Source organism: Cupriavidus sp. GW821-FHT02F09 (assembly GCF_059421605.1).
In genome coordinates this window covers 1-20,602 of record NZ_JBWKVH010000063.1, presented here as the reverse complement: position 1 = coordinate 20,602, position 20,602 = coordinate 1, and the positions used below count along the sequence as shown (strand labels likewise).

Below are 20,602 nucleotides of genomic sequence, written 5' to 3'. Positions count from 1 at the left end.
CTGGGAATCCGACGGGTAGAAAATTGCCGGTCTTACCTTATAGAAAGCGGATCGACGTATCGGCGAAGCCCTTCCAGCGCCGAATCTTGCCGTCGACGACCGTGAAGACGTGCAGCCATTCGGTTTCAACCAACTTACCTTCAGGACGCGCGGTTCCCCGTAAGAAGCCGAGTACAACCACATGCTCGCCTGCCTCGATAAACTCTCGCGGCTCGAAAATTTCCGTGTCGTCCGCCTGGGCGAGCTGTGCGAAGAAGCTGGCGACTTCGGCCTTGTTGGTGCGTTGCCCGGTGTAGGGAATCTGCGGTGGCCCTACCATCTTCCAGTCGACCTGGTCGGCCACCAGATCGAGGATGGCATTGACGTCGCCGCGGCCATACGCCTCATAGGCTGTTTTCACGACAGAAATCGGGGTTGTCATTATTGTCTCCGGTTGCACACTCCGGCCCTGCGATCGCAGGGCCGGGTGTCTCCAACTTAGAGCGCAATGGTCTCCCATTCAAGGACCGTGGTGCCGGGTTTGACGTCTGGGTTTGACTGCGGGCGACTCGCAATGTGATCTACACCTACTGTTTCGTGAACGGTACGTCGCCGGCTGTGCTGGCCCAGCCGCGAAGAATGGCGTCAATCGCGATGATGCCGCGCCGGGTGTTATCAAGAATGACGCTGGTGTTCCCAAGGGCGCATCCGTGGTGCCCATATTCGCCTTTCCGGAAAGGCTCGGGCGTTCTTAGCTTACGGCGCAAGCGAAGGTGGTGCACGGATGCACGGCTATGCTCAAGGTTGAATTGGCGTCGTCAACCGCATGGCGGTGCTTGCCCGCGCCCCAGTCCGCCAAGTTTCGACCGCCTCGTCGCAAGCCTCATCGACATGCTGCCCATAAATCTTGTTGACGCTTATCCCGGGTAGATTGATCGCCACCCTCACGCTGATAGTGGTAAAGAGCGCGAGGATGGAGCGGCTTGACTGGACTGGAAAATAAATGAGATCTCCAGCCCCAGCATCAACTGTCAAAAAATCCGTCAAATAATCAAGCCACAACCACGGTCGGGTCCCAGGTAACGTATCCAGCCAATACTTGGTTTTCGTTATCGTCATCTACAGTGAACAGTGCGGCGCAAGCCCAGAAGTTCTGCGCCGTGCCTTTGCTGGCTACTAGAGTAGCGCACCTGGAGAAGCTCTCCGGAACAAATTTGAAAGGATAGCCGTTAGGCGACGTCGGTTGAGCGGCCCCTTGAAGGGTGATGACGTTAACCACCGGGTTATTGAGAACCGAACCACCACCCGATAAGCTGTAGATAAAAGCCGCGCTGTCCGAATTTCCGGAAGTACTGCTGCAGTAAAATGACAGAGTATCGTTGACGTGGGCGTTGAGCGAAATGTTGCCAGGGTCTCCCCCTGTGCTCCAGCCGCGGGGGTCGTCGGAAACCATGTAGATGTTCCCATGCCCGATCGATGTGGGACTCGTTGGGTTCTGACTCAATGAGCCATTAGCAGCAATGATGGCTTCGACATTCATCGTTGTCATCACATTGATAGTGATGCTTTGGGTTGAATCTACGGCTGCCTTGCCTTTGACGGGTGCATTAGCTTCTGCCATGATGGTCTCCTCGCTTCGCGCCTACTCTTTTTCCGGTTTTCGGCAATCCCGGTGAATTTCACAATAAATCTTGTCAAAAATCAATACATCATCATTGCCATAAAACTCATGAAAAAATTCTCATCGCCACAATTAAAATCTTAGGGCAACCTTCATTGACCATATAAAAACTAAAATCGTCTTCTATTTTATTAAAAACATACCTCGCCTTTTCAAGTTAAATCTGATGTACGGGTATGATTCATCGTCTTTGCTGATTATCGGTATTCGGGCGGCAAATACTGGACACTGGAGCGCGGCGTTTTGTTTATTCACGATGTGGAGACTAGGTCAGCGCATGCCTTATTGCGAATTCGTCAGGCTTATATCAGACGTAACTATTGAGCATTGAGGCGCTATTTCATAACGCGCACGAGTTATTATTTTTTCGAATCCCCTATATAGGAGGGGTAATCCGTCAAAGATAGGCCTCAGCGAGCCCTGTCGGCAGCATATGGATGAGGCTTGCGACGAGGCGGTCGAGGTTTTCTGCGATCGGGTCGTACACGATGGTTGCGCGTTGCGATCAACGCCAGGGGGTCAATCGGCCCAGCTTTGGCAAAATGGAAATTCGGGATATTGCTTCTCAGCTAGTCAAACGGCCCAGGTCTTTTTAGTTCCAGCCGCATCGCATTGAGGCGCGCTCCGGTAAGACGGGAAGCTGCGTTGGCGACGGCGCGGCAATGGGCGGCGTCGCGGCCCGCCGACGCCGCCCGGGTCTTCATTGCTCGACATATTCGGTGCGGATTGTCGGCAGCAGAAAGGCGCCCGAATTGGCAATTTACATCGTCGGGAAGGGCGCCAAGCAATCCGGGACGGCCACTCAGAATAGAGGAAGCTTTCCATGAACCCGCAACTCTCCAGCCAGGGTCCCGACCGGTAAGAAGTGGGCCTGTGGGCAAGGGGCCCACTGGGCAATCACCGCCAGATTTTGCGTAGAAGTATGGATACCCCCAACTTACGCGCCCCTCGTATATGATGTAATAGGCGCATTTTCGAGAGTATCGACTCATAACTTTCATATGTGAAAGTCGCACCATCCCGTCACCCCGAAGGATAGGTGTCGCATGAGACACTCCCCGAGGTAGGGCAGTGCCATCATGATGCCGACGGCGCTGCCGGCGCCACCCCTACGAGCGGATGCCAGGCAAGCGCTGCAAGAACAAATCGAAGGCGCCGGGTTGACGCCGTCGCCGGCGTGTTTGCCCGCCGCGGCCCTGGGATCGTGCGCGCAGCGCTCACGATGATTGAGTCCGAGGCGGACAATATGAGCCCCCGGCTCCCCCGAAATACATTCGGCGAGCGCCAACTGCTCGCTGGACACTCGAGTCAGGATGTCTGCGCCACGTGGGGCGGTAGCAAAAATTGATGCTAACTGTGATCCACCGTTATGTTTCCAACACGGCTGCGGGATCGATTATGCGCCGACGCTTATTTGATCGCGGTGGCGATTCGGTCGCAGGTCCTTGAGCTGACCAAGCTCATCAGCCTTCCCAAGCTCATCTCGGCGATCGGGAATACCGCTAGGCTTGAGCGATAACACCAGACCCCTGCGATTGGCAGATTGGCGCGGCGGTCCGCTGAGGGCCGCACTGCGCTGGCGATCGGCCTGCGGCCGGGCATCGGCGTCTTCCGAGAGGAAGATCGGCAGGGGATTGTCTTGTGGCCACAGGCTGTCGCGTACGCGTACACCAAGGCGGCTCGTGACGCCGGCGTCTGACTGGCCGGAGACCACCGTGCCAGTCGCCCCCGTATGCGTGCCCGCACCAGACCGCCGGCCGACCGCCTGGCCCTGCGGCACAAAGTATGGGGTCACTGCAGGGCGGATTATGCGACGATGCCCCAGATGTCTTCAGCATATCTGGCGATCGTGTGATCACTTGAGAAGCCGCCAAGATTTGCGATATTCATGACGACGCTCGACATCCAGCGAGAGGTTTCTTTGAAGTCGTTGGCAATGCGTGCCTGTGTTTCCTCGTAGCTACGGAAGTCGGCAAGATGGCAATAGTAGTCCCCGTTGATCGTCAGGTTGTCGAAGATAGGCTTGAACCGGTCCTTCTGGGAATCAAATCGCCCTGATAGCAGGGAGTCCAGGACCCGCTTGATGTCCTTGTCGTGCTGGTAGAGAGTGATCGGCTGATACGAACCGATTCTCCGCGCACGGTCGATCTCCTCCGCGGTCAGGCCGAACGCATAGAAATTCTCGACGCCGACCGCATCGCGGATCTCGATGTTGGCGCCATCGAGTGTGCCGATCGTCAGGGCACCGTTCAAGGCTAGCTTCATGTTCCCCGTGCCCGACGCCTCGGTACCTGCGGTCGAAACCTGCTCGGACAGGTCTGCCGCCGGGATGATGCGCTCGGCCAGTGAAACCCGGTAGTCGGGCAGGAAGGCAACCTTGAGCCGATCGCCTACGCGCGGGTCACTGTTGATGCGATCGGCCGCCGAGGGCGTTCTCCTGCATGTGGACGGGCCAATCCGGCGCGACCGGCAGTTCCGCGCTGGACGCGGGCCGGCTGCTGGTGTGGCTGAAGCTCGTCGGCGAGCACTACCCTGAGTACGCCGAGTACCTCGACAAGGCCGTGCTGCGCTGGAACCTCTGCGAAATGATCGATCACGACGGCGGCCTGCTCGTTACGCGTCTCGCCGGCACGAGCCAGGTTCGCCAGCGGGACGGGCGCCTGGCCCTCGCGACGAGATCCGAAACGCTCTTGATCCCAGTGCCCTTGTTGACCCCGGGTACGATCGGGGCGGTCACCAGCCGCGTAATCGGTCCGAAATCGGACGCCTCGTACTTGATGTCCTTGTAGAAAACCTTGTCACAGCCCATCACGCTGGCCGTGGCGATGTAGAGCGTGTAGCCATCGGCAGGGGCCTTGGCTACGGCTGCGGCCGCGATCGTCGTGCCCGCGCCAGGCTTGTTGTCGACGATGACCGGCTGGCCCAACTCCTTGCTCAATGCGTCGCCGTACAGCCGCGCCGTATTGTCGCCCCCCCACCCGCGGGGAAGCCGATCACGATGCGTATTGGCTTGGTCGGGTAGTCCGTCTGAGTTGCAGCTCCCGCCGTCAGCGAGAACCCTGATAAAGCCAGATGGGTCGTGGTTCTATTCATGGGCATGTCTCCTCCATTGCTGTTTCACTACTTTCCTTTGAACATCGGTTGGCGTCTTTCCCTCCAGGCCGTCGCGCCTTCCAGGAGGTCTTCCGAGGTCTCCGAGCGTTGCATATCTCGCGAAAGCGTGGCAGCTTCCAGTACTCCTCGGGAAATGGCATTCAGGTGTTTCTTCATGCCGAGGAGTGCTATCGGGGCCATGCCGGCAAGCTGGCTGGTCAGTTGTTCCATGCGAGCAGCCAGATCCGCCGCCGGTACGATCTCCGTCAGGAATCCCAGCCGCAACATCGTTTCGCTCTCCGGACCTCCACTAAGCCGGGTTCGGATGACAGGATCTCGGCCTGAACAGCCCTTCGAACTATCGCGTTGGACGTCGCAGAAGGGTCGGTAAGAGGCGGTGTGCAGCCGGGTGGTAGGGCACGATAACGAGCACTTCGCCGAGGGGGCAGCGTCGAGGTTTTACTCGGGGGCGTCTCCGAAGACCCGGGCGGCCAAGTCGTGCTCGAATTTGGTCGACCAAGAATCACGAGACCCTGCTGCATAGTGCATCAGAGTGCCTGTCTCTGGTCTCAGCACGCTGACCAGGCGATCCTGTTTCCCGGTCATGTCGCAGACGCTAAAGTCGGCGGCGATGAACCCGTGTCGACGACAGGCATTGGTAAAAGCTTCGCGCTCCGCGGTAGGAAACGCCTCAAGGGTTGCCATGACAAATCCTCCAATCGACTAGCCAGCCAGCTTGCGGATGGCCGTACCAATTTGTTGCACCTTTCTAGTATCGGCGTACTCCGCCCACGGATCGACGTAGCCGGCGGCTTCCACGCGCTGCAGGGCGGTCTGGATCGTCCAATGATCGCCCGCTGTCAGTTCCTCCAGTTCCTCGCAGGATGCCGGCATCGAAACCCGGAGACCTGGTCGCGCCCGGGCAGAGAATGCGGACACCGTCGTCGCACCTTGGCCGTTGCGTAGGTAGTCGATGTGGATCTTACCCACGCGATTGCGCGACCCGCTCTTGGAAACGAAGCGCTGCGGAATGGTCTGGGCGATATGAAGAACGACATCTTGCGAGAACTTCTTCACCGTGAGCCACGGCAGTTTGGGCGCAAGTGCAGACGCTTCAACACCCTTGCAACTTCGGGGTTCATGACAGTTGCCCACACGTGCTGAATTCGACACCGGCACATTCTACCGGATGCTTACTGCGACAAAACCTCTCGCATCATTCGTGGGAAAATTGGAATTGAAACCCTGCGGCGCTCGAAATAAGCTTTCCGGCAGTTGGTGCGGGAAAATGCATCGACAAAAGCGTCACCGGCGAATCGGCACAACGTGCCATAAGCCGTTGGCGAGTGCGCATCGCCAGGTCCGGGCGCCAGTCCCCGGTATTCACCAGGCTCGGTTCGTTGAAGACAATAGGGTGGTGAAACACGTCCCCGGTCATGATTGCCTCACAGTCCCCGCCTTTGACATGAATTGAGACATGCCCGGGCGTGTGACCACTTGCGTCTTCAATCCATATGCCATGGCTTAGATCTCCGTCGACGAAATGATTCATGTCGAGAAGATCGGCCATACCGGATTCGACAATCGGCAGGACGCTATCGGCGAAGGATCCCTGGCTGACGGGCAACGCCGGCTTGCTTGTATGCAACGTCATGAAATGATCAAATTCCCGCCTGGAGAACAGATATCTGGCGTTCGGGAAGGTTGGGACCCATTTGCCGCTCACGAGTTGGGTATTCCAGCCGACGTGGTCAGTATGCAGATGGCTGCATAGCACCAGATCGATGTCTTCGGGGCGCAAGCCGACTGCCGCGAGATTCGCCAGGTACTCGCGGGACCTAAGCATGTGCTGCCATGGCGCCCGAGGCCGGTCCTTGTGGTTGCCGTTACAGGTATCCACAAGGATGTTCTTCCCTTTCGAGCGTATCAGGTAACTATGGAAGCTGATGCAGAGCTGGGACGTCTCGGGATGAACCAGCTTTGGCCCGAGAGCACTCTTGTGTCTGGCGACAATATCCTGGCTGATACCCGGATAGAGCCAGGATGCATCAGCCCAGAACTGCTCCATCTCCACTACCCGATCGATGGTTATTTCACCAAGGCGAAGCTGCTTCATTAGCCCTCCCTTTACGATTGGTACGCGAATCAGGCCGTCCGCGATTTCGGCATTGCTAGACGTTCTGTCGCACGACGCCTGATTCACGGGCAATCTTCGCCCAGCGCCCAGATTCCGAGGCGATCAGCTTGCTGAAGTCGGCCGGCCCTAGCGATTCGGATAGGGCACCCATGCCTGCCAGCTTGTTCTTCACGTCGTGCTGCATCATGACCTTTGCTGTCTCGCGCGAGATCGCCTCCACGATGTTCGGGGGGGTGTTGGGCGGCGCCATCAGGCCGACCCAGAATCCCTTGCCGCCCCCTTCGCCGCCGAGCCCCGCCTGCGCCAGCGTAGGGACGCCGGTCAGCGCAGCCGACGGCTGATCCGACATCACCCCCAGAGGCTTGAGCTGGGCCCGATTCGTGGAGATCAGCGGAATCGCCCCCATCATCGCGTCCACCTGTCCGGCCATTAGCGCCTGGATTGCCGGAGCACTCCCGGTGAACGGCACGTGAAGCATGTCGGATATGCCGGCAGCCCTCATGAACGCCAGCATTGCTGCATGCCCGGTGGTCCCGATGCCCCATGTTGAATAGCTGAGCGTCTTCCTCCTGGCCAGTGCGACGAACTCGCGCAGATTCCCGACGGGGACGTTCCGGCTAGCGGCCAGCGCAAACGGCACGAAAGCGAGCGTTGCGATAGGCACGTGCCGCTCCGGCACGAACTTCGGATTATTGAAAAAATTCGGATAAATCGTGTGGGTATCGCTGCTGGCCGTCAGCAAGGTCTGCCCATCTGGCAAGGCGTTCGACAGCAGGTACGACCCGATGACGCCGGAAGCCCCGGGGCGGTTGTCTACGATGATTCGTTCGCCAAGCTCATTGCCGGCCGTCGCGCTAAAAACGCGCGCCAGGATGTCGGACATTCCGCCAGCTTGACCTGGCACGATCAACTGGATGGGCTTGCTGGCGCGCCAGGGGCTGGCGGCGTTCGCAAGGCATAGCCAACCCGATAATGCTGCAGCGGCAGAACCCTGCACAAACAATCGCCTTTGCTGATCCATGGTGTCTCCTCCTGTCATCTGTCTTTTATTACCCAAGCATGCGTTTTTGCGCGTGTGAGCCTGGTGGTGACGGGCATTGCGCCGGGCTGTCAGTCGCGCGAGAACGCCGCGCCGCCCTGCGGCCGGATATAGCGCGGCCGCGGCAGGCCGAGCGCCTCGGCGGCCTTGAGAATGCCATCCTCGATCGCGCCGGCATCGCGCACGCTCTGGTATTCGCCGTCATTGAAGATCACGTTCGCGCCGTAGACGACCATGAATCCTTCAGCAGCTTCGGTGGCGTCCGCCGGCACCGAGAACGTGTGGATGGACCCTCCCGGTTCGTAGAGATAGCTGCCAGCGGTTTGCGGATCGCCGGGATACTCGACGTAGTTCCATTCTCCCTTCGTCGTGAAGAAGTGGACCGTGCCGGTGTGGAAGTGGGGCGGCAGCGTGGTGCCGGGTTCGAACTTGCCGTATAGCACCCAGACACCGTTCTCGCGGTCGAGAAAGAGCGGAATGATGGTCGAACCCGACTCGGAGCCGGGGAATTCGGCAGATTCGTTGATATTGACCGTCAGAAGGCGGTCTTGATGGGTAAAAGCGTTGGGCAATGCCACGTCGGATCTCCAGGGGCCATTGGACTGCAGCTATGGCGAAAGCTGCTTGTCGCTGAGGTTGGTGCGTTCTTTGCTGGGTCGAACCGAACCGGGCTAGAGACCCAGTCCGCCGTCGACCACGATTTCGGTGCCGGTCACGTAGCGGGATTCATCGCTGGCCAGGAACAGCGCGGCGTAGGCAACATCCCACGCGGTGCCTTGGTGACCCATCGGGCAGCGTCGATTCCGCGCGGCTCTTGCGGCCTGCACTGCGGCGTCGTCGCCGACGGTGAGGTGCGCCGCATGCGGCGTGTCGATCAGTCCAGGCACGATCACGTTCGATCGAACGTGGTGCTCGGCGTAGCGTCGTGCCAGCACGCGTGTCATGTGGTTCAGGCCCGCTTTGGAGGTGTTGTAGGCAAGGAACGGCATCGGGCTCCATTTGCGGCTGGCGATCGACGAGATATTGATGATCGACCCACCGCCCTGGCGCACCATGCGCGGGATGACCTGTTGGCACGCCAGCATGACGCCCTTGAGATTCACTGCGAAGACGCGGTCCCAGTCCTCCTCGCGAATGTCCTCGAGTTCGGACACGATTTCGATGCCGACGTTGTTGTGCAGGACATGGACGCTGCCATACTGCTCATCGCAATAGCGAGCCATTGCCGCGAGCTCGCTCTTGCTGCAGACGTCCGCCTCGAACGGCAGCGCTTCGCCGCCGCATTCTCGAATCTCGTCGACAGTCCGCTGGGCTGCCTGCATATCGCGATCGACGCAGAGCACCCGTGCCCCTTCGCGGGCGTACAGACGTGCTGCGGCAGAGCCGTTGCTCACGTCCGCTCCGCTGGAACCCGCGCCTACCACGATGGCCACGTTGCCAGCCAGTCGGCCGCTACCGCGCAGCGTTGAAAGTTCGACATTCCGCATGGGTATCTCCATTACAGAAGACCCAGAGCCCGCAGTTTTGCGTCAGGGGCAGAATAGGGGCGCTCGCAGATGATCTTGTCGGAGCCGGGCGCGAACTCGAACGTCGCGGCTATGCGCACACGGAACGTGCCACCGGTCGGCTCGAACACCTTTCCATTGACGGCGAGCGGCCCCAAATGGGTCCCCTGGAGCCAGAACTCAACCAGTACCGTATCGTCCGCGGCCGCAATGGCGATGATTTCGTTCTTCAGATCCGGAAAAGGGATCCGAGACGAATCAAAATAGCCGCGCACCTCTGCTTCGCCGTCGAATGTGGCGCCGCTGCCGTGCATCTCGTAACGCGGGTGCGCGAAGGTGTTGATGACGGCATCCCAATCGTGGGTGCATTCCAGGGCCATGTGATTTCGCACGGTCTGGATGCGTGCTTCGTTGAGCGTGGACGACATAAAGGAACTCCTGTGGTGATTTGCTAAAAGAATGGGATCTGGGATGGAGCGCGTGCGTTGACGCGCGTCAGTCGAGCGTGATGTGCGCCTGTCTCGCAATGGATTTCCACATCGGAATGTCGCGGGCATTTGTCACCTGCTGCTCGGCGCCGGTTACGTATTTGGCCGTGATGCCGAGCGAAAGCAGCTTGTTGACGACTTCCGGCTGCTTCAGCGTGTTCTCCAGTACCGAAGACAGTTTGTCCACGATCGGTTTCGGGGTCTTGGCGGGCACGTACATGGCCCAGTTCAGCTCCCGGTCGAAGTCGACGCCTTGCTCCTTGTAGCTGGCCACTTGCGGCAGGCTGGGCGAGCGTTTGGTGCAGACGGCCAGCGCCTTGATCTTGCCTTCCTTGACGAAAGGCGTAGCGGTCACCATGTCGACGAAGGCCACGGAGATGTGGTTGCCGAGCAGGTCGGTAATGATCTGGGAGGTACCCTTGTAGGGCACGTGCTGGAGTGGAATGCCGGCCTTCTGGCTCAGGACTTCGCCGCAAAAATGTCCGGTGGACCCCGTGCCCCAGCTCGCGTACAGGATCGGCGCGGCTTGCTTGCGCGCCATGGCAATCAGGTCCTTGAGGTTGTTGGCCGGATACTGGTTTGCCGCCACCATGACGATCGACGAACTGCCGATCGTGCCAAGGCTCTGAAAGTCGCGCACGGGATCGTAGGGCAGTTTGGCGTAGGTGGCCGGTGCCAGTGGGTGGGTGGACATGCCGCCAATCATGATCGTGTAGCCATCGGGCGTGGCGGTGGCCACGGCGTGGGTGCCGATGGTGCCCGCGGCGCCGGGCTTGTTTTCGACGACCACCGGTTGCTTGAGCTGCGCGGCAAAGCGCTCCGCGAGGAAGCGGCCGAGGATGTCGCCGCCGCCACCTGCGGAGAAGGGCAACAGCATCCGGATGGGCCGATCCGGATAGTTGCCGGTATCGGCAGCCGTGGCGGCCCCTGCTGCGACAGCGAGCAGGGCGGCGAGAATCTTCTTCATGTAAGTCTCCGTGGGGGCACCCGTTCTGGAGGTCGGGCGTCTTGACGATCCTCGTGTTCCACTGTTTGTGGAAACGTTTCCAAATAAGTATTATGGAGAAACGATACGTGATCAATCATGGTTAACGCTATGAGGTCACCTAGCCAAGTGACGTTAAACTCGACTTTATGGAAACGTTTCTATTTGGCGACAAAGGAGGCAGAATGAGTTTGCTGTTCGGAGGCGTACGCCAGATCGGCTACGTGGTACGCGACATCGAAAAGGCGATGCAGCACTGGAGCGAGGTGCTTGGCGTCGGTCCGTGGTTCTATAAGGAAGCGGTTGGCACCACCGAGTTCCGCTATTACGGACAGGCGTCGGCACTGCCGGATCTGTCGATTGCCCTCGCCAACTCTGGCGGCGTGCAGATTGAGCTGATCGAGCAGCGAAATGACGTGCCATCTCTGTACCTCGATTCGCTGAAGCACGGCGCGGAGGGCGTCCAGCACATCGCCTATTGGACCGGCGACGCGTTCGATCGCTTTGCGCAGCAGTTGCAGGCACGCGGCTATGTGGAAGGGCATGGGGGCCGCATGGGCACGCGTGGCCGCTTCGCCTATTTCGTGCATCCTGACCTGCCGGGCAACATCGTTGAAATATCAGAGATGTCAGGCGGAAAGGGAGAGTACTTCGCGACGATTGCCGAAGCTGCGCAATGCTGGGATGGCTCTGAGCCGATCCGACGCATCGGGGGGACGCGATGAGCACCGCTGTGGGACAAGAGCCAGATCGGCGGATTGCCATGGTAACGGGTGCTGCACGCGGCATCGGCCTTGCGATCTGCGAGCGCCTGGCTTCGGACGGCTACGCGGTTGCACTTTGGGACCGGGATGAGGCAGCGCTGGACGCGGTGGCCGGCTCCTTGCGCAGGCAAGGAGCGAACGTGCTGCCAGTGGCAGTCGACATCACCGATCGCGAACAGGTTGATCGCGCCCTGGCGCAATCCGTTGCCGCGCTCGGCTCACCGACGGCGCTAGTAAACAATGCCGCGATCCTCGGCCGTAGCGGTCCGACCGTCGAAGCTTCGCCCGACGAGTGGAAGCGCGTGTTCGACGTCAACGTCTTCGGCGCCCTCCATTGCGCGCAGGCGATCGTGCCGGCCATGTCGGCGAACGGCTGGGGCCGCGTCGTCAACGTTGCATCGATCGCCGGCAAGGAGGGCAACCCGTTTGCGGGCGCTTATGCGGCCTCGAAAGCAGCACTGATTTCGATGACGAAGAGCCTTGGCAAGGAGTTGGCGTCGACGGGCGTGCTGGTGAATTGCATCACGCCCAGTGCGGCGGACACCGATATCTTTGGCATCCACGACGAGAGTCAACGCGCACAATTGCAGGCGCGGCTGCTCGAGCGCGTTCCGATGAAGCGTTTTGTCAGGGTCGACGAGGTTGCGGAGATGGCTGCGTGGCTGTGTTCGGCGCGTTGCAGCTTCAGTACTGGTGCGGTCTTCGACATCAGTGGCGGGCGCGCTGTTTACTAGTGGGGCGACACAGTTGGGCGATAATTGCGGGCCATAGGGTCCGCATTCCACGCTGCGGCTTTCGTCAAACCAGCCAACATCAGCCATGAGTAACACAACGCGTACCAATCCCTCCGTGAGGCCAGCCCGCGTCACTATCCGTGACGTCGCACGCGCAGCCGGTGTGTCGGTGGGCACTGCATCGCGTGCACTAAACCGTAGCGGGCCGGTGAGCGAGGCGGCGGTCCATGCGGTGGAGCGCGCCGCCAAGGCGCTGGCCTATGCGCCCGACCCGATCGCGCAAAGCATGCGCACAGGCACCTCGGGCGTGGTCGGGCTGCTCGTATCCGACTTGGCTAACCCGCTCTACGCCCGAATTATCACCGCGGTGGAGACCCGGCTGCAGCGCGAAGGCTACGCGATGGTAGTCGGCAATACGCATAACAGCAGGGCGCAGGAAGACCTGATGGTCGATTTGTTTAGGCGTCGCCGCGTCGACGGGTTGATCCTGGGCCCGTGCGAAGCCGAGCGGCCCGACTACCTCGACCAGATCGGCCGGGATCTTCCCGTCGTGGCGATGGACCGCGATTTTGGGGTAGGCGGCACCGGCGTTCATGTCGATCACTTTCGCGGCGCGCTCGACGTCACGCGATATCTGCTTGACCTCGGCCATGCGCGCATTGCCCTGATGACGTCGGATAGCGCGCTTCGGCCCGGCCGCGAGCGTATCAACGGATACCGTGCCGCACTGGAGGAACGCGGGCTCGCCGTGGATGACACGCTGGTGAGGTCGAGCCGCTCGGCCATGGACCTATCTTTCAGCGACGCCTTGGCGATGCTGTCGGCAAAGTCTCGTCCAACCGCATTCATCTGTCTTGGCACGCGCATACTGTCAGGCGTGCTGCAGGCGATGAAGCAGACCGGATATCGTGTACCGCAGGATGTCAGCCTGATCTGCGTAGGCGATAGCGATCTTCCGCAACTGTATTCGCCTGCCATTACCGCGCTGAGTTGGGACCTGGAGACGGTGGGTACGGCAGCGGCCGAAATGTTGCTGCAGGCGATTGGCGGAATGCCGGTCGAGGCCGGCGCCCAGCCCTCGGTTGGGCAGGAGATCAGGCTGGCCACACATGTTGTCATGCGCGAATCCTGTGCGCCCCCGCCTGTGCCGGGCAGCACCTGACCTGGCCCGTCGGTGCGTTTCGGCAAGGCTTGGCTCGATCGTATGGGCACTGCGTGGCCGGAAGCAGGTGATCAGGATGACAGCCGCAAGCATCGGCGCCGAACCAAGCAGGTAGAGACTCCGCGTGAAACCGGCCGTCACGGCCTTGATTGCGCCGACGGCGGCGGGTGCCACGACGCCGCCATTGTGCCGCCCACGGTACTGATGACGCGATGCGCGCGGCCGCACTTAGTCCCGTCAGGATGCCGCCTGGCATCGACCACAGCAGGGTGAACGCACTGGACGTGCCGATGTGCATGCAGCACTCCATGATCGGTTTTCACGTCTCGCAGTTGGTGGGTTTTGAGACGAAGCTAGTGGATTGGAATCTCAAAGTTAATGGGTACATCCATCCTGCGCGGGCCGCGCTGATGGGCCAGCTCGCTGGCGGCTTGCAGCCAACAGGCGCGGGCCTTGCGGCATTGGCCCGAAACGCCCGCCGCAGGCTCAGCGCCCGCTCGGCAGATGGGCGCGAACGAAGCGGGCCACTTCCGCGCGCAGCTCTCGGTCTTCCGGCGCGCCCATGAAACCGCCGTGAGGCATGGCTTCGAAGATGTGCAGCTCGCGGGGAACACCGGCGCGGCGCAGCGCGCGGTGCAGGCGTACAGCGTTCGACAGGAATAGGTCGCGCGTGCCGCTCTGCACCACGCGCATGCGCTCGCTGGCCTGCGCAAGGTGACAATCGATGACCTGCTAGCCCATGCAGTGATCGGCCTGACCGAAGGCGCCTCCATCTCCATCACGCTCGGCCGGCTGGCAGTGGCGGCCGGCCGGCCCTTGCGCATGCGCTCGGCCTGTATAGATTGCCCGCTTTTAGCGAGTTGACCGCCTCGCTGCGATTAAGCACGTGTAACAGCTCACGCCGGAACCCGGCATTGACGAAGTAGTCGGCACGGAATGCGGTGCGCACGCACCCACGCAGGCTAGGCGCGCCGACGAGATGCAGGCCGTCGTCGACGCACTAAGCTTGCTGGCTCACATCGTGATGGCGTGGAATACCGGTCAGATGCAGACTGTGCTCGATCGGCAAGTGAACCGACGGCAGCCCGTGCCACCCGAGTCGTTCGGGCGAATCGCCCCGACACGGCTAGAGGGCATCAATCTACGGGGCGTCTTCCGCGTCCCAGTCGAGCGCTACGTCGGACAACTACTGCCGTCACAAACTGCCCCCAAAACAAGCGCCGCGGGCTGAAATCGAACTCGCAATGATGCCGTTTGCGGTTGATCGATGGCCAAACAGAAATTCTCTATTAATCAATAGCTTACGAGGACACGTCCGCGCTGATGCTGGGCTTGCGAACCGTCGCAAATTGCACCGAAATCAAAGCTACCCCCAGTCGCGCGGAACAGTTGAGAAACATCGCCACGACCAGCGAGCGTATTCTTCAGGTGATGGATGACGTCACCTGCATGCATGAAGGGATGCCCAAGTAACGTGGGAGCGTGAACGAGCTATGCGAGACGCGGCTCCACAGGCCGCCACGCTTGCAATGCCTGCCAGGCGCACAGCTTTTCCGCAGCGACAGCCGCAGGTCCACGCGGATCATATCGCCCATCAGGCGCCAGAAGTAATAAGAACGACGCGGTGAACTGGATGCCGAAGGCCAGGCCAACTTGGCCGCGCACGCGCGTCGCGGACCCCCAGCTCTAGGTGCTCGAGCGTCAGTTGCAGGAGTTGCGTACCCAATTCTCGACGGAGTTGGAGCGTATCCGCGATCTGGTATCCATCGCGCAGGAACTGGCCAGCGCTACCGAGCGCCGCGCACTGCGGGAGATCGACCAGCCACAATGCCGAACCGGAGAGCCGCCTGCAGCAAGGGTCAGGCCGTTCCCGCCTTTCACACGATCAGAGATATTGCAACTCCTTGATTCGCAATTGCTTTGGGGGCGGGACCGCCAGATTTCACACAAAAGGTACGATCACCCCAGTACGCGTTGCGTGGCATGGCGAAACCGATGGGCGTCGCCGAATACCAGTTGCTACGTGAGATTCCGCCGCCCGTGACGGCGGATCTCCCGTCGATCGCAAAGATCGAAGCCGAGCTTGCCTCAGATGAGTAGGAAACTGAAGGACCGATTGCTCGATTGGGGCGGGAGCCGGGGGTACGTTCGACCGCGAGGGGCTAAGCGAAACGTTGTGATGTCTGACAGACAAGGGTCATTGTCCCGGCGAGGAGAAGCCGGCTCGTTTTAACGAGTGGGAAAATGTGCAGCAAGTTACTGCACAGTTGTGCTTAGCTTTTAGTATCCGCTCGCCCCGCGCCAGCCCGCAACCTTGGTCCAGCATGGGCACGCCCACGACTGAGGTGCTGGCGCAGTTCTCGCACGACCTCGGCGACAAGATCCGCGTGATCATCGACCGTCCCGGCCTGCCGGACGCGCGCGGACCGCGGTGGTACTCCGCGACGATGGGCACGCGATGCTTGATGTGTTTGTGCGGCGCCTTGGGAAAGCAACAACCACGCAAAGTTATAGCGAACCGCAGTTCTTCCCGAAAGAAGGGGGGGCTCAGTACGTACCCATATAGTCACGCTTGCCAATTTCCACACCGTTATGGCGCAGGATCGCGTACGTGGTGGTGACATGGAAGTAGAACTGGGGAAGCCCGTAACTCAGCAGGTACGACTGGCCAGTGAATTTCTTCTCCTTTGGCGTGCCCGGGCGCGTAACGATTTGGCGCTCCTCGTTGCCATCGATCTGTGCCGACGTGAAGCCTTCGATGAAAGCCAGGGTTTTGCTGATAAGCGCTTGCAACTCCGCGAACGTCTGTTCGGTATCCTCGTACTTGGGAACTTCCACACCAGCAAGACGTGCAGACACGCCCCTGGCGAAATCGGCGGCAATCTGCACTTGGCGGATCAAGGGCAACATATCAGGAAACAGGCGGGCTTGCAGTATTGCGCTTGGATCGATGTTCTTCGCAACAGCATGCTCCTCCGTCTTGGCCAGAATAGCGCTAACGCTGCTCAGCATTTGCTTGAAGAGCGGAACAGAGGTGGCGTACAGGGAAATGGCCATGGAACGTCCTTTAGTTGAATGTGACTCAATTATAGACAGGAACCGACGGGCCCTACTTGTGTCGACTCGCCACACCTCCTGATTGCCGAGAGGGAGAACGCTCGGCAAGGGTGGTTTATTCCCGCCTGCGCTGCGGTCCCACCGGAGCGGGCTGCAGCAATGTGGCGGTGGCGCTAGTACGCGCACAGGCGGGCCGCCTGTCGTGCGGAGATCTAAACGTGTCACGGATCTCCGTATAGGGGCCATTTGATGACTGGCGCATAGGCGCCACCTGCGTGGTGTAGCAGAACGCGGGTCGAACTTTCCCAACTGGGTACGCTTCGCTCTTTTGTGAGCGGAGCGCCCATGACCAACCGGAGGTTCGAATTTGTTTGAGTACCGCCAAGTCCTTGTCCGTATGCGACGAGGCGATTCCGATCGCGACATTGCGCGCCTCGGTCTGATGGGCCGCAAGAAGCTCACCGCCGTCAGGCGTGTTGCGCAGGACCTCGGCTGGCTCGACCCAGCGCAGCCACTGCCGGGAGACACAGTGATCGCCGGACAGTTCGGTCGCACGCCGCACCTGCCCAGCACCTGCGTGTCGACGCCCGAGCCCTTTCACGAGCAGATCACCGGCTGGTCCCAGGCCGATGTCCAGGGGATGACGATTCACAGCGCGTTGAAACGCAACCGCGGCTACACCGGTAGCTATTCGACGGTGCGCCGCTTCCTGCAACAGCTGAGTGTCAAACGCGGGGTTACCGCGACAACGATTCTGGACTTCCCGCCCGCCGACGCGGCGCAAGTCGACTTCGGCGCCGGCCCTGCACTGATCCACGAATCAGGTCACACGCTCAAAACGTGGTTCTTCGTCATGACGCCATGCTGGTCACGGCATCAGTACGTCGAGCTCGTGTTCGACCAGACCGTCGAGACGTGGCGGGCCTGTCACCGGCGTGCCTTTGAGTGGTTCGGCGGCTGCCCCGCACGGATCATCATCGACAACGCGAAGTGCGCGATGGTCAGGGCCCGCACGTATGATCCTGAGGTTCAGCCCTCCTACGCAGGCCTCGCCGAAGGATACGGATTTAGGATCGATGCCTGTCCGCCGCACGACCCGCAAAAGAAGGGAGTCGTTGAATCGGGCGTCAAGTCAAGAAATCCTTCGTACCGCTGCGCGCGTTTCGTGATCTGCCGGACGCCAACCGACAGTTGCGCGAGTGGCTTATGCAGGAAGCCAGCGTCCGCAAACATGGTACGACACACGAACAACCGCTGACGCGCTTCGCCATCGAGCACGCTGCTGGCTGCGTTACCCGATGTGCCGCCGGTGCTTGCCACGTAGGCCACGGTCACAGCCCATCGTGACGCCCATATCCAATATCACAAGGCGCTGAACTCGGTGCCGTTCGCCCTGGTTGGCAAGTCACGGTGGCTGAGGGCGACCGATACGGTCGTGCAACTGTTCCATCAGCACGAACTCGTTGCTACCCATCCCCGGCTGCGCAAAGCCGGTACGCGTTCGACGGTTCGCGATCATCAACCGCCAGCGGCGCAGGCCTGCGCTGGAGCACGATCCGCAGCGGTGTCTGTCCCAGGTCAAAGGGATCGGCCCGTCCTGCCTTGCGCTGATTCTGGCGCTGTTCAACGATCAGGTACTCGTCGACCTGCGGGGAGCGCAGGGCATCGTGCGGCTGCGGAGCAAGGTCGGCGACACGAGGCTCGAGGCGGCATGTGAGCGCGCAATGGCGCCAGCCCCGGGTGGCGAACCGTCAAGACGATTCTGGACAAAGGCTTGGAGAGCCAGCCCACGCCGCAGTCTCCGCAACCGCTCACCGACGCCTACGTCAACGGCGGTCGCTTCGGTCGCAATCGTCAATCTCTGCTGATCCATTAAACGTCCATGAATCCCAGCCCCGAACTGAACACGACCCTCAAACAGTTACGCCTGTCCGGCGTGCTCGACTCCCTCGAACAGCGCAACCGGCAGGCCATCGACGTGCCAGCGCGCTTACACCGAGTTCCTCGCCATGCTGCTGCAGGATAAAGTCGCCCGACGCGACCAGAAGAAGCTCGGCGTCCGTCTGGCCCGGGCAGGCTTCGCCATGGGCGAGACGCTCGAGATCTACGACTTCGACCGCCTGCCGAACCTGAATCGCACCCACATCCATGACCTCGCGACTGGCCGCTACATTGACAAGAAGGTCGCGATCCTGATTGCAGGACCAACCGGCACGGGGAGGTCGCATCTGGCACAGGCGCTCGGGCATTGTGCTGCCCGGCAGGGGCGTGATGTCGTCTTCGTCACGCAAACCAAGCTATTGAGCGGTCTGCAAGTGGCGCGTGCTATGGGCACCTCCGAGCGCAAACTGAAACAGCGTGCCGGTGTGCCGGTCCTGATCGTCGATGACTTTGCGCTCAAACCACCGCGCTCGCCGCAGGATGAGGACTTCCATGACCTCATCGCCGATCGGTATGAGCGAGCGGCCACGATCCTGACCAGTAATCTGGACTTCAGTGAATGGGTGCCGCTACGCTCGACCGCCTACGCCACGGCGCCTATTGCATTGTTCTCGATGATCCGGGTGAGCTGTCGGCGTACCGGATTGCGGCGCTTGGCACGCCGTATCGGGTGTGAGCATGACGATACTTGTAGCCGCATAGTCCACCAGCAGCTCGGAGGCGGCTTTTCCTCGCAATTATTGACGGAAAGCGGGCGTGCGCACCGTGCTGCGGATCCAGCCGCTAGTCGAAGGGTATGGCGGCGGACTGGCTAAAGCGGCCGGCCACGGAAAAGCCAGGCGCCTGGGAGGGATCAGCCTGGCGCTCGGCGAATCCTGTTGATGACCCACCCAAAAAAGGCCCACCTAGCACCGCGTAGTGCTGGGCGGGAGTGGGAAATTACACCATCCCAGCGGAGGGACAGGTGTGGCCGAACGGTAACAGTGGTGGCGAACGAGGCGCAATTCCTTCTCGCGAAGGGATTGGTAGATCGGCAGTGACCTGCTACTGCTCATGGCCACCCCCCGAGCGGCTCTTTCATTTAGGGTGTCCATGTACGGACCAGTCTCGATTTCAGCGGCCAAGGCCTAAATGCGAGAACCCAGATGCAGACCAGAGGCCCAACAACCGGTATCAGGGCCAAATACTCATAACCTGACTCGAAGCGAGCCGTCCGGAAAACCTTCCGGAATGGAAGGAACCATAGCGCTTCGAAGACGAGAAAGCCCAGCAGGGAGATGCTCATAGCGACCTCATGGTGCAGTGCACACGTTGGAATCAGTGTACGGCCGGTCCGCCTTCTCTGATCCCCCAATGTCGGGGGACCGTTTGAGTCCGGCCTTGAGTTGCTCTCCACCCCCCTAGCAAATCCCCATGCATAAGCGGTTAACGAGCTGCCCCGATGGGCAGCAATCGAAGTACAACCACAGCCCGCCGCGCGCGGGCTTTTTCTATTTCGGAGTCCGCATGGATCTTCAAATCTTCCAGGCCGCCGCAGGCCTGTCGCCCGCACTTGCCGCGCGCTGGTGGCCGCATGTCGGGCCGGCGCTGTTCGAGTTCGGCATCCTCGTGCCGGCGCGCGTGGCCGCGTGGATCGCGCAAGCCGGCCACGAGTCGCTGGGCTTCTCGCTCACGCGCGAGCTCCGGGGCCCAACGCCCAACTCAGATGCGCTATGAGCGCGACCTGTCGGCGCAGCGGCCGGCGGCGGACAAAACCGGCCGCAGCCAGAAGCCGTTTGGAGCTCGGCAACAGCCAGCCCGGGGACGGCAAGCGCTTCATGGGCCGAGGCCTTATCCAGATCACCGGCCTCGCGAATTACGGCGCATGTGGCGCCGCGCTCGGCTTCGACCTGGAGGCGGCGCCGGCCAAGCGTGCCGCCCCCATGAAGTGCGCGATACTGCCGTCCTTGCGCACATCATCATTCTCGAAATGACGCTGCAGATAGCCAGCCTCGATCCGCTCTAATTTCGTCGGCCAGTCGGGATGCAGACCTCGCA

The 20,602-nt window shown here is 60.7% G+C and carries 19 protein-coding genes and 8 pseudogenes; 10 read left to right on the top strand and 17 right to left on the bottom strand.

Going from position 1 to position 20,602, the window contains the following annotated elements:
• Nucleotides 1-37: 37 nt before the first annotated feature.
• The 3 genes from AC07XB_RS36280 to AC07XB_RS36270 all read right to left on the bottom strand — a co-directional run bounded on the left by AC07XB_RS36280 (nucleotide 38) and on the right by AC07XB_RS36270 (nucleotide 4,072).
• The gene (locus AC07XB_RS36280) at nucleotides 38-421 is read right to left on the bottom strand and encodes a nuclear transport factor 2 family protein (protein ID WP_492832407.1); all 384 of its coding nucleotides are present in this window, start codon (nucleotides 419-421) and stop codon (nucleotides 38-40) included.
• Nucleotides 422-1,030: 609 nt separating this feature from the next.
• Nucleotides 1,031-1,600, bottom strand: a complete 570-nt coding sequence (locus tag AC07XB_RS36275) for an inclusion body family protein (protein WP_492832405.1) — start codon at nucleotides 1,598-1,600, stop codon at nucleotides 1,031-1,033.
• 1,866 nt (nucleotides 1,601-3,466) lie between these two features.
• A complete protein-coding gene (locus AC07XB_RS36270) occupies nucleotides 3,467-4,072 on the bottom strand; it encodes a glycogen/starch/alpha-glucan phosphorylase (protein WP_492832428.1) in 606 nt (201 codons plus the stop codon).
• Between the two features lie 29 nt (nucleotides 4,073-4,101).
• Between AC07XB_RS36270 and AC07XB_RS36265 the strand changes: the two are divergent.
• Nucleotides 4,102-4,263 (top strand): annotated as a pseudogene (locus AC07XB_RS36265) (DUF3131 domain-containing protein); the annotation flags it as partial.
• Here the strand turns inward: AC07XB_RS36265 and AC07XB_RS36260 are convergent.
• The 10 genes from AC07XB_RS36260 to AC07XB_RS36215 form a co-directional block, all read right to left on the bottom strand.
• The gene (locus AC07XB_RS36260; RefSeq protein WP_492832426.1) at nucleotides 4,254-4,586 is read right to left on the bottom strand and encodes a tripartite tricarboxylate transporter substrate-binding protein; all 333 of its coding nucleotides are present in this window, start codon (nucleotides 4,584-4,586) and stop codon (nucleotides 4,254-4,256) included. The pseudogene AC07XB_RS36265 and the gene AC07XB_RS36260 sit on opposite strands and share 10 nt — an antisense overlap.
• A 194-nt stretch (nucleotides 4,587-4,780) precedes the next feature.
• A complete protein-coding gene (locus AC07XB_RS36255) occupies nucleotides 4,781-5,041 on the bottom strand; it encodes an enoyl-CoA hydratase-related protein (protein WP_492832403.1) in 261 nt (86 codons plus the stop codon).
• Between the two features lie 171 nt (nucleotides 5,042-5,212).
• On the bottom strand, nucleotides 5,213-5,458 hold the full coding sequence (locus tag AC07XB_RS36250; protein WP_492832401.1) for a hypothetical protein: 246 nt from the start codon (nucleotides 5,456-5,458) through the stop codon (nucleotides 5,213-5,215).
• 18 nt (nucleotides 5,459-5,476) lie between these two features.
• Complete coding sequence (ligD, locus tag AC07XB_RS36245; protein ID WP_493688181.1) at nucleotides 5,477-5,830, bottom strand: non-homologous end-joining DNA ligase LigD; 354 nt, start codon at nucleotides 5,828-5,830, stop codon at nucleotides 5,477-5,479.
• A gap of 139 nt (nucleotides 5,831-5,969) precedes the next feature.
• Nucleotides 5,970-6,869: an MBL fold metallo-hydrolase gene (locus tag AC07XB_RS36240; protein WP_492832397.1), complete on the bottom strand. Its 900-nt coding sequence runs from the start codon at nucleotides 6,867-6,869 to the stop codon at nucleotides 5,970-5,972.
• Between the two features lie 55 nt (nucleotides 6,870-6,924).
• Nucleotides 6,925-7,911: a Bug family tripartite tricarboxylate transporter substrate binding protein gene (locus AC07XB_RS36235; RefSeq protein ID WP_492832395.1), complete on the bottom strand. Its 987-nt coding sequence runs from the start codon at nucleotides 7,909-7,911 to the stop codon at nucleotides 6,925-6,927.
• Between the two features lie 89 nt (nucleotides 7,912-8,000).
• Nucleotides 8,001-8,507 carry a 2,4'-dihydroxyacetophenone dioxygenase family protein gene (locus tag AC07XB_RS36230; RefSeq protein ID WP_492832393.1) on the bottom strand — a complete coding sequence of 169 codons (507 nt, stop codon included), beginning with the start codon at nucleotides 8,505-8,507 and terminating at the stop codon, nucleotides 8,001-8,003.
• Nucleotides 8,508-8,600: 93 nt separating this feature from the next.
• On the bottom strand, nucleotides 8,601-9,416 hold the full coding sequence (locus AC07XB_RS36225) for an SDR family NAD(P)-dependent oxidoreductase (protein WP_492832391.1): 816 nt from the start codon (nucleotides 9,414-9,416) through the stop codon (nucleotides 8,601-8,603).
• A gap of 11 nt (nucleotides 9,417-9,427) precedes the next feature.
• A complete protein-coding gene (locus AC07XB_RS36220; RefSeq protein WP_492832389.1) occupies nucleotides 9,428-9,862 on the bottom strand; it encodes an ester cyclase in 435 nt (144 codons plus the stop codon).
• 67 nt (nucleotides 9,863-9,929) lie between these two features.
• Nucleotides 9,930-10,889: a Bug family tripartite tricarboxylate transporter substrate binding protein gene (locus AC07XB_RS36215; protein ID WP_492832387.1), complete on the bottom strand. Its 960-nt coding sequence runs from the start codon at nucleotides 10,887-10,889 to the stop codon at nucleotides 9,930-9,932.
• Nucleotides 10,890-11,092: 203 nt separating this feature from the next.
• Here AC07XB_RS36215 and AC07XB_RS36210 point away from each other — a divergent pair, with 203 nt between their 5' ends.
• From AC07XB_RS36210 to AC07XB_RS36200, 3 genes are all read left to right on the top strand, one after another.
• Nucleotides 11,093-11,632: a VOC family protein gene (locus AC07XB_RS36210; RefSeq protein WP_492832385.1), complete on the top strand. Its 540-nt coding sequence runs from the start codon at nucleotides 11,093-11,095 to the stop codon at nucleotides 11,630-11,632.
• The gene (locus tag AC07XB_RS36205; RefSeq protein WP_492832383.1) at nucleotides 11,629-12,405 is read left to right on the top strand and encodes an SDR family NAD(P)-dependent oxidoreductase; all 777 of its coding nucleotides are present in this window, start codon (nucleotides 11,629-11,631) and stop codon (nucleotides 12,403-12,405) included. Before AC07XB_RS36210 ends, AC07XB_RS36205 begins: the two co-directional genes overlap by 4 nt.
• A gap of 85 nt (nucleotides 12,406-12,490) precedes the next feature.
• A complete protein-coding gene (locus AC07XB_RS36200) occupies nucleotides 12,491-13,567 on the top strand; it encodes a LacI family DNA-binding transcriptional regulator (protein WP_492832381.1) in 1,077 nt (358 codons plus the stop codon).
• Between the two features lie 486 nt (nucleotides 13,568-14,053).
• Here AC07XB_RS36200 and AC07XB_RS36195 read toward each other — a convergent pair whose 3' ends face one another.
• Complete coding sequence (locus AC07XB_RS36195; protein ID WP_492832379.1) at nucleotides 14,054-14,260, bottom strand: alpha/beta hydrolase; 207 nt, start codon at nucleotides 14,258-14,260, stop codon at nucleotides 14,054-14,056.
• 135 nt (nucleotides 14,261-14,395) lie between these two features.
• Nucleotides 14,396-14,516 (bottom strand): annotated as a pseudogene (locus AC07XB_RS36190) (Tn3 family transposase); the annotation flags it as partial.
• On the opposite strand from AC07XB_RS36190, the pseudogene AC07XB_RS36185 reads away from it, so the two are divergent.
• From AC07XB_RS36185 to AC07XB_RS36175, 3 pseudogenes are all read left to right on the top strand, one after another.
• Nucleotides 14,508-14,798, top strand: a pseudogene (locus AC07XB_RS36185) (Tn3 family transposase); the annotation flags it as partial. The pseudogenes AC07XB_RS36190 and AC07XB_RS36185 sit on opposite strands and share 9 nt — an antisense overlap.
• 143 nt (nucleotides 14,799-14,941) lie before the next feature.
• Nucleotides 14,942-15,040, top strand: a pseudogene (locus AC07XB_RS36180) (type IV pili methyl-accepting chemotaxis transducer N-terminal domain-containing protein); the annotation flags it as partial.
• 492 nt (nucleotides 15,041-15,532) lie between these two features.
• Nucleotides 15,533-15,667, top strand: a pseudogene (locus tag AC07XB_RS36175) (PDDEXK nuclease domain-containing protein); the annotation flags it as partial.
• Nucleotides 15,668-16,114: 447 nt separating this feature from the next.
• Here the strand turns inward: AC07XB_RS36175 and AC07XB_RS36170 are convergent.
• Nucleotides 16,115-16,624, bottom strand: coding sequence for a DUF1993 domain-containing protein (locus tag AC07XB_RS36170; RefSeq protein ID WP_492832377.1), 510 nt, complete (start codon nucleotides 16,622-16,624; stop codon nucleotides 16,115-16,117).
• A gap of 367 nt (nucleotides 16,625-16,991) precedes the next feature.
• On the opposite strand from AC07XB_RS36170, the pseudogene istA reads away from it, so the two are divergent.
• From istA to AC07XB_RS36155, 3 genes and pseudogenes are all read left to right on the top strand, one after another.
• A pseudogene (gene istA / locus AC07XB_RS36165) lies at nucleotides 16,992-18,500 on the top strand (IS21 family transposase).
• 6 nt (nucleotides 18,501-18,506) lie between these two features.
• Nucleotides 18,507-19,241, top strand: a pseudogene (locus AC07XB_RS36160) (ATP-binding protein).
• 830 nt (nucleotides 19,242-20,071) lie between these two features.
• The gene (locus tag AC07XB_RS36155; protein ID WP_492832375.1) at nucleotides 20,072-20,281 is read left to right on the top strand and encodes a hypothetical protein; all 210 of its coding nucleotides are present in this window, start codon (nucleotides 20,072-20,074) and stop codon (nucleotides 20,279-20,281) included.
• Nucleotides 20,282-20,420: 139 nt separating this feature from the next.
• On the opposite strand, the pseudogene AC07XB_RS36150 reads toward AC07XB_RS36155, so the two are convergent.
• Nucleotides 20,421-20,602 (bottom strand): annotated as a pseudogene (locus AC07XB_RS36150) (hypothetical protein); the annotation flags it as partial.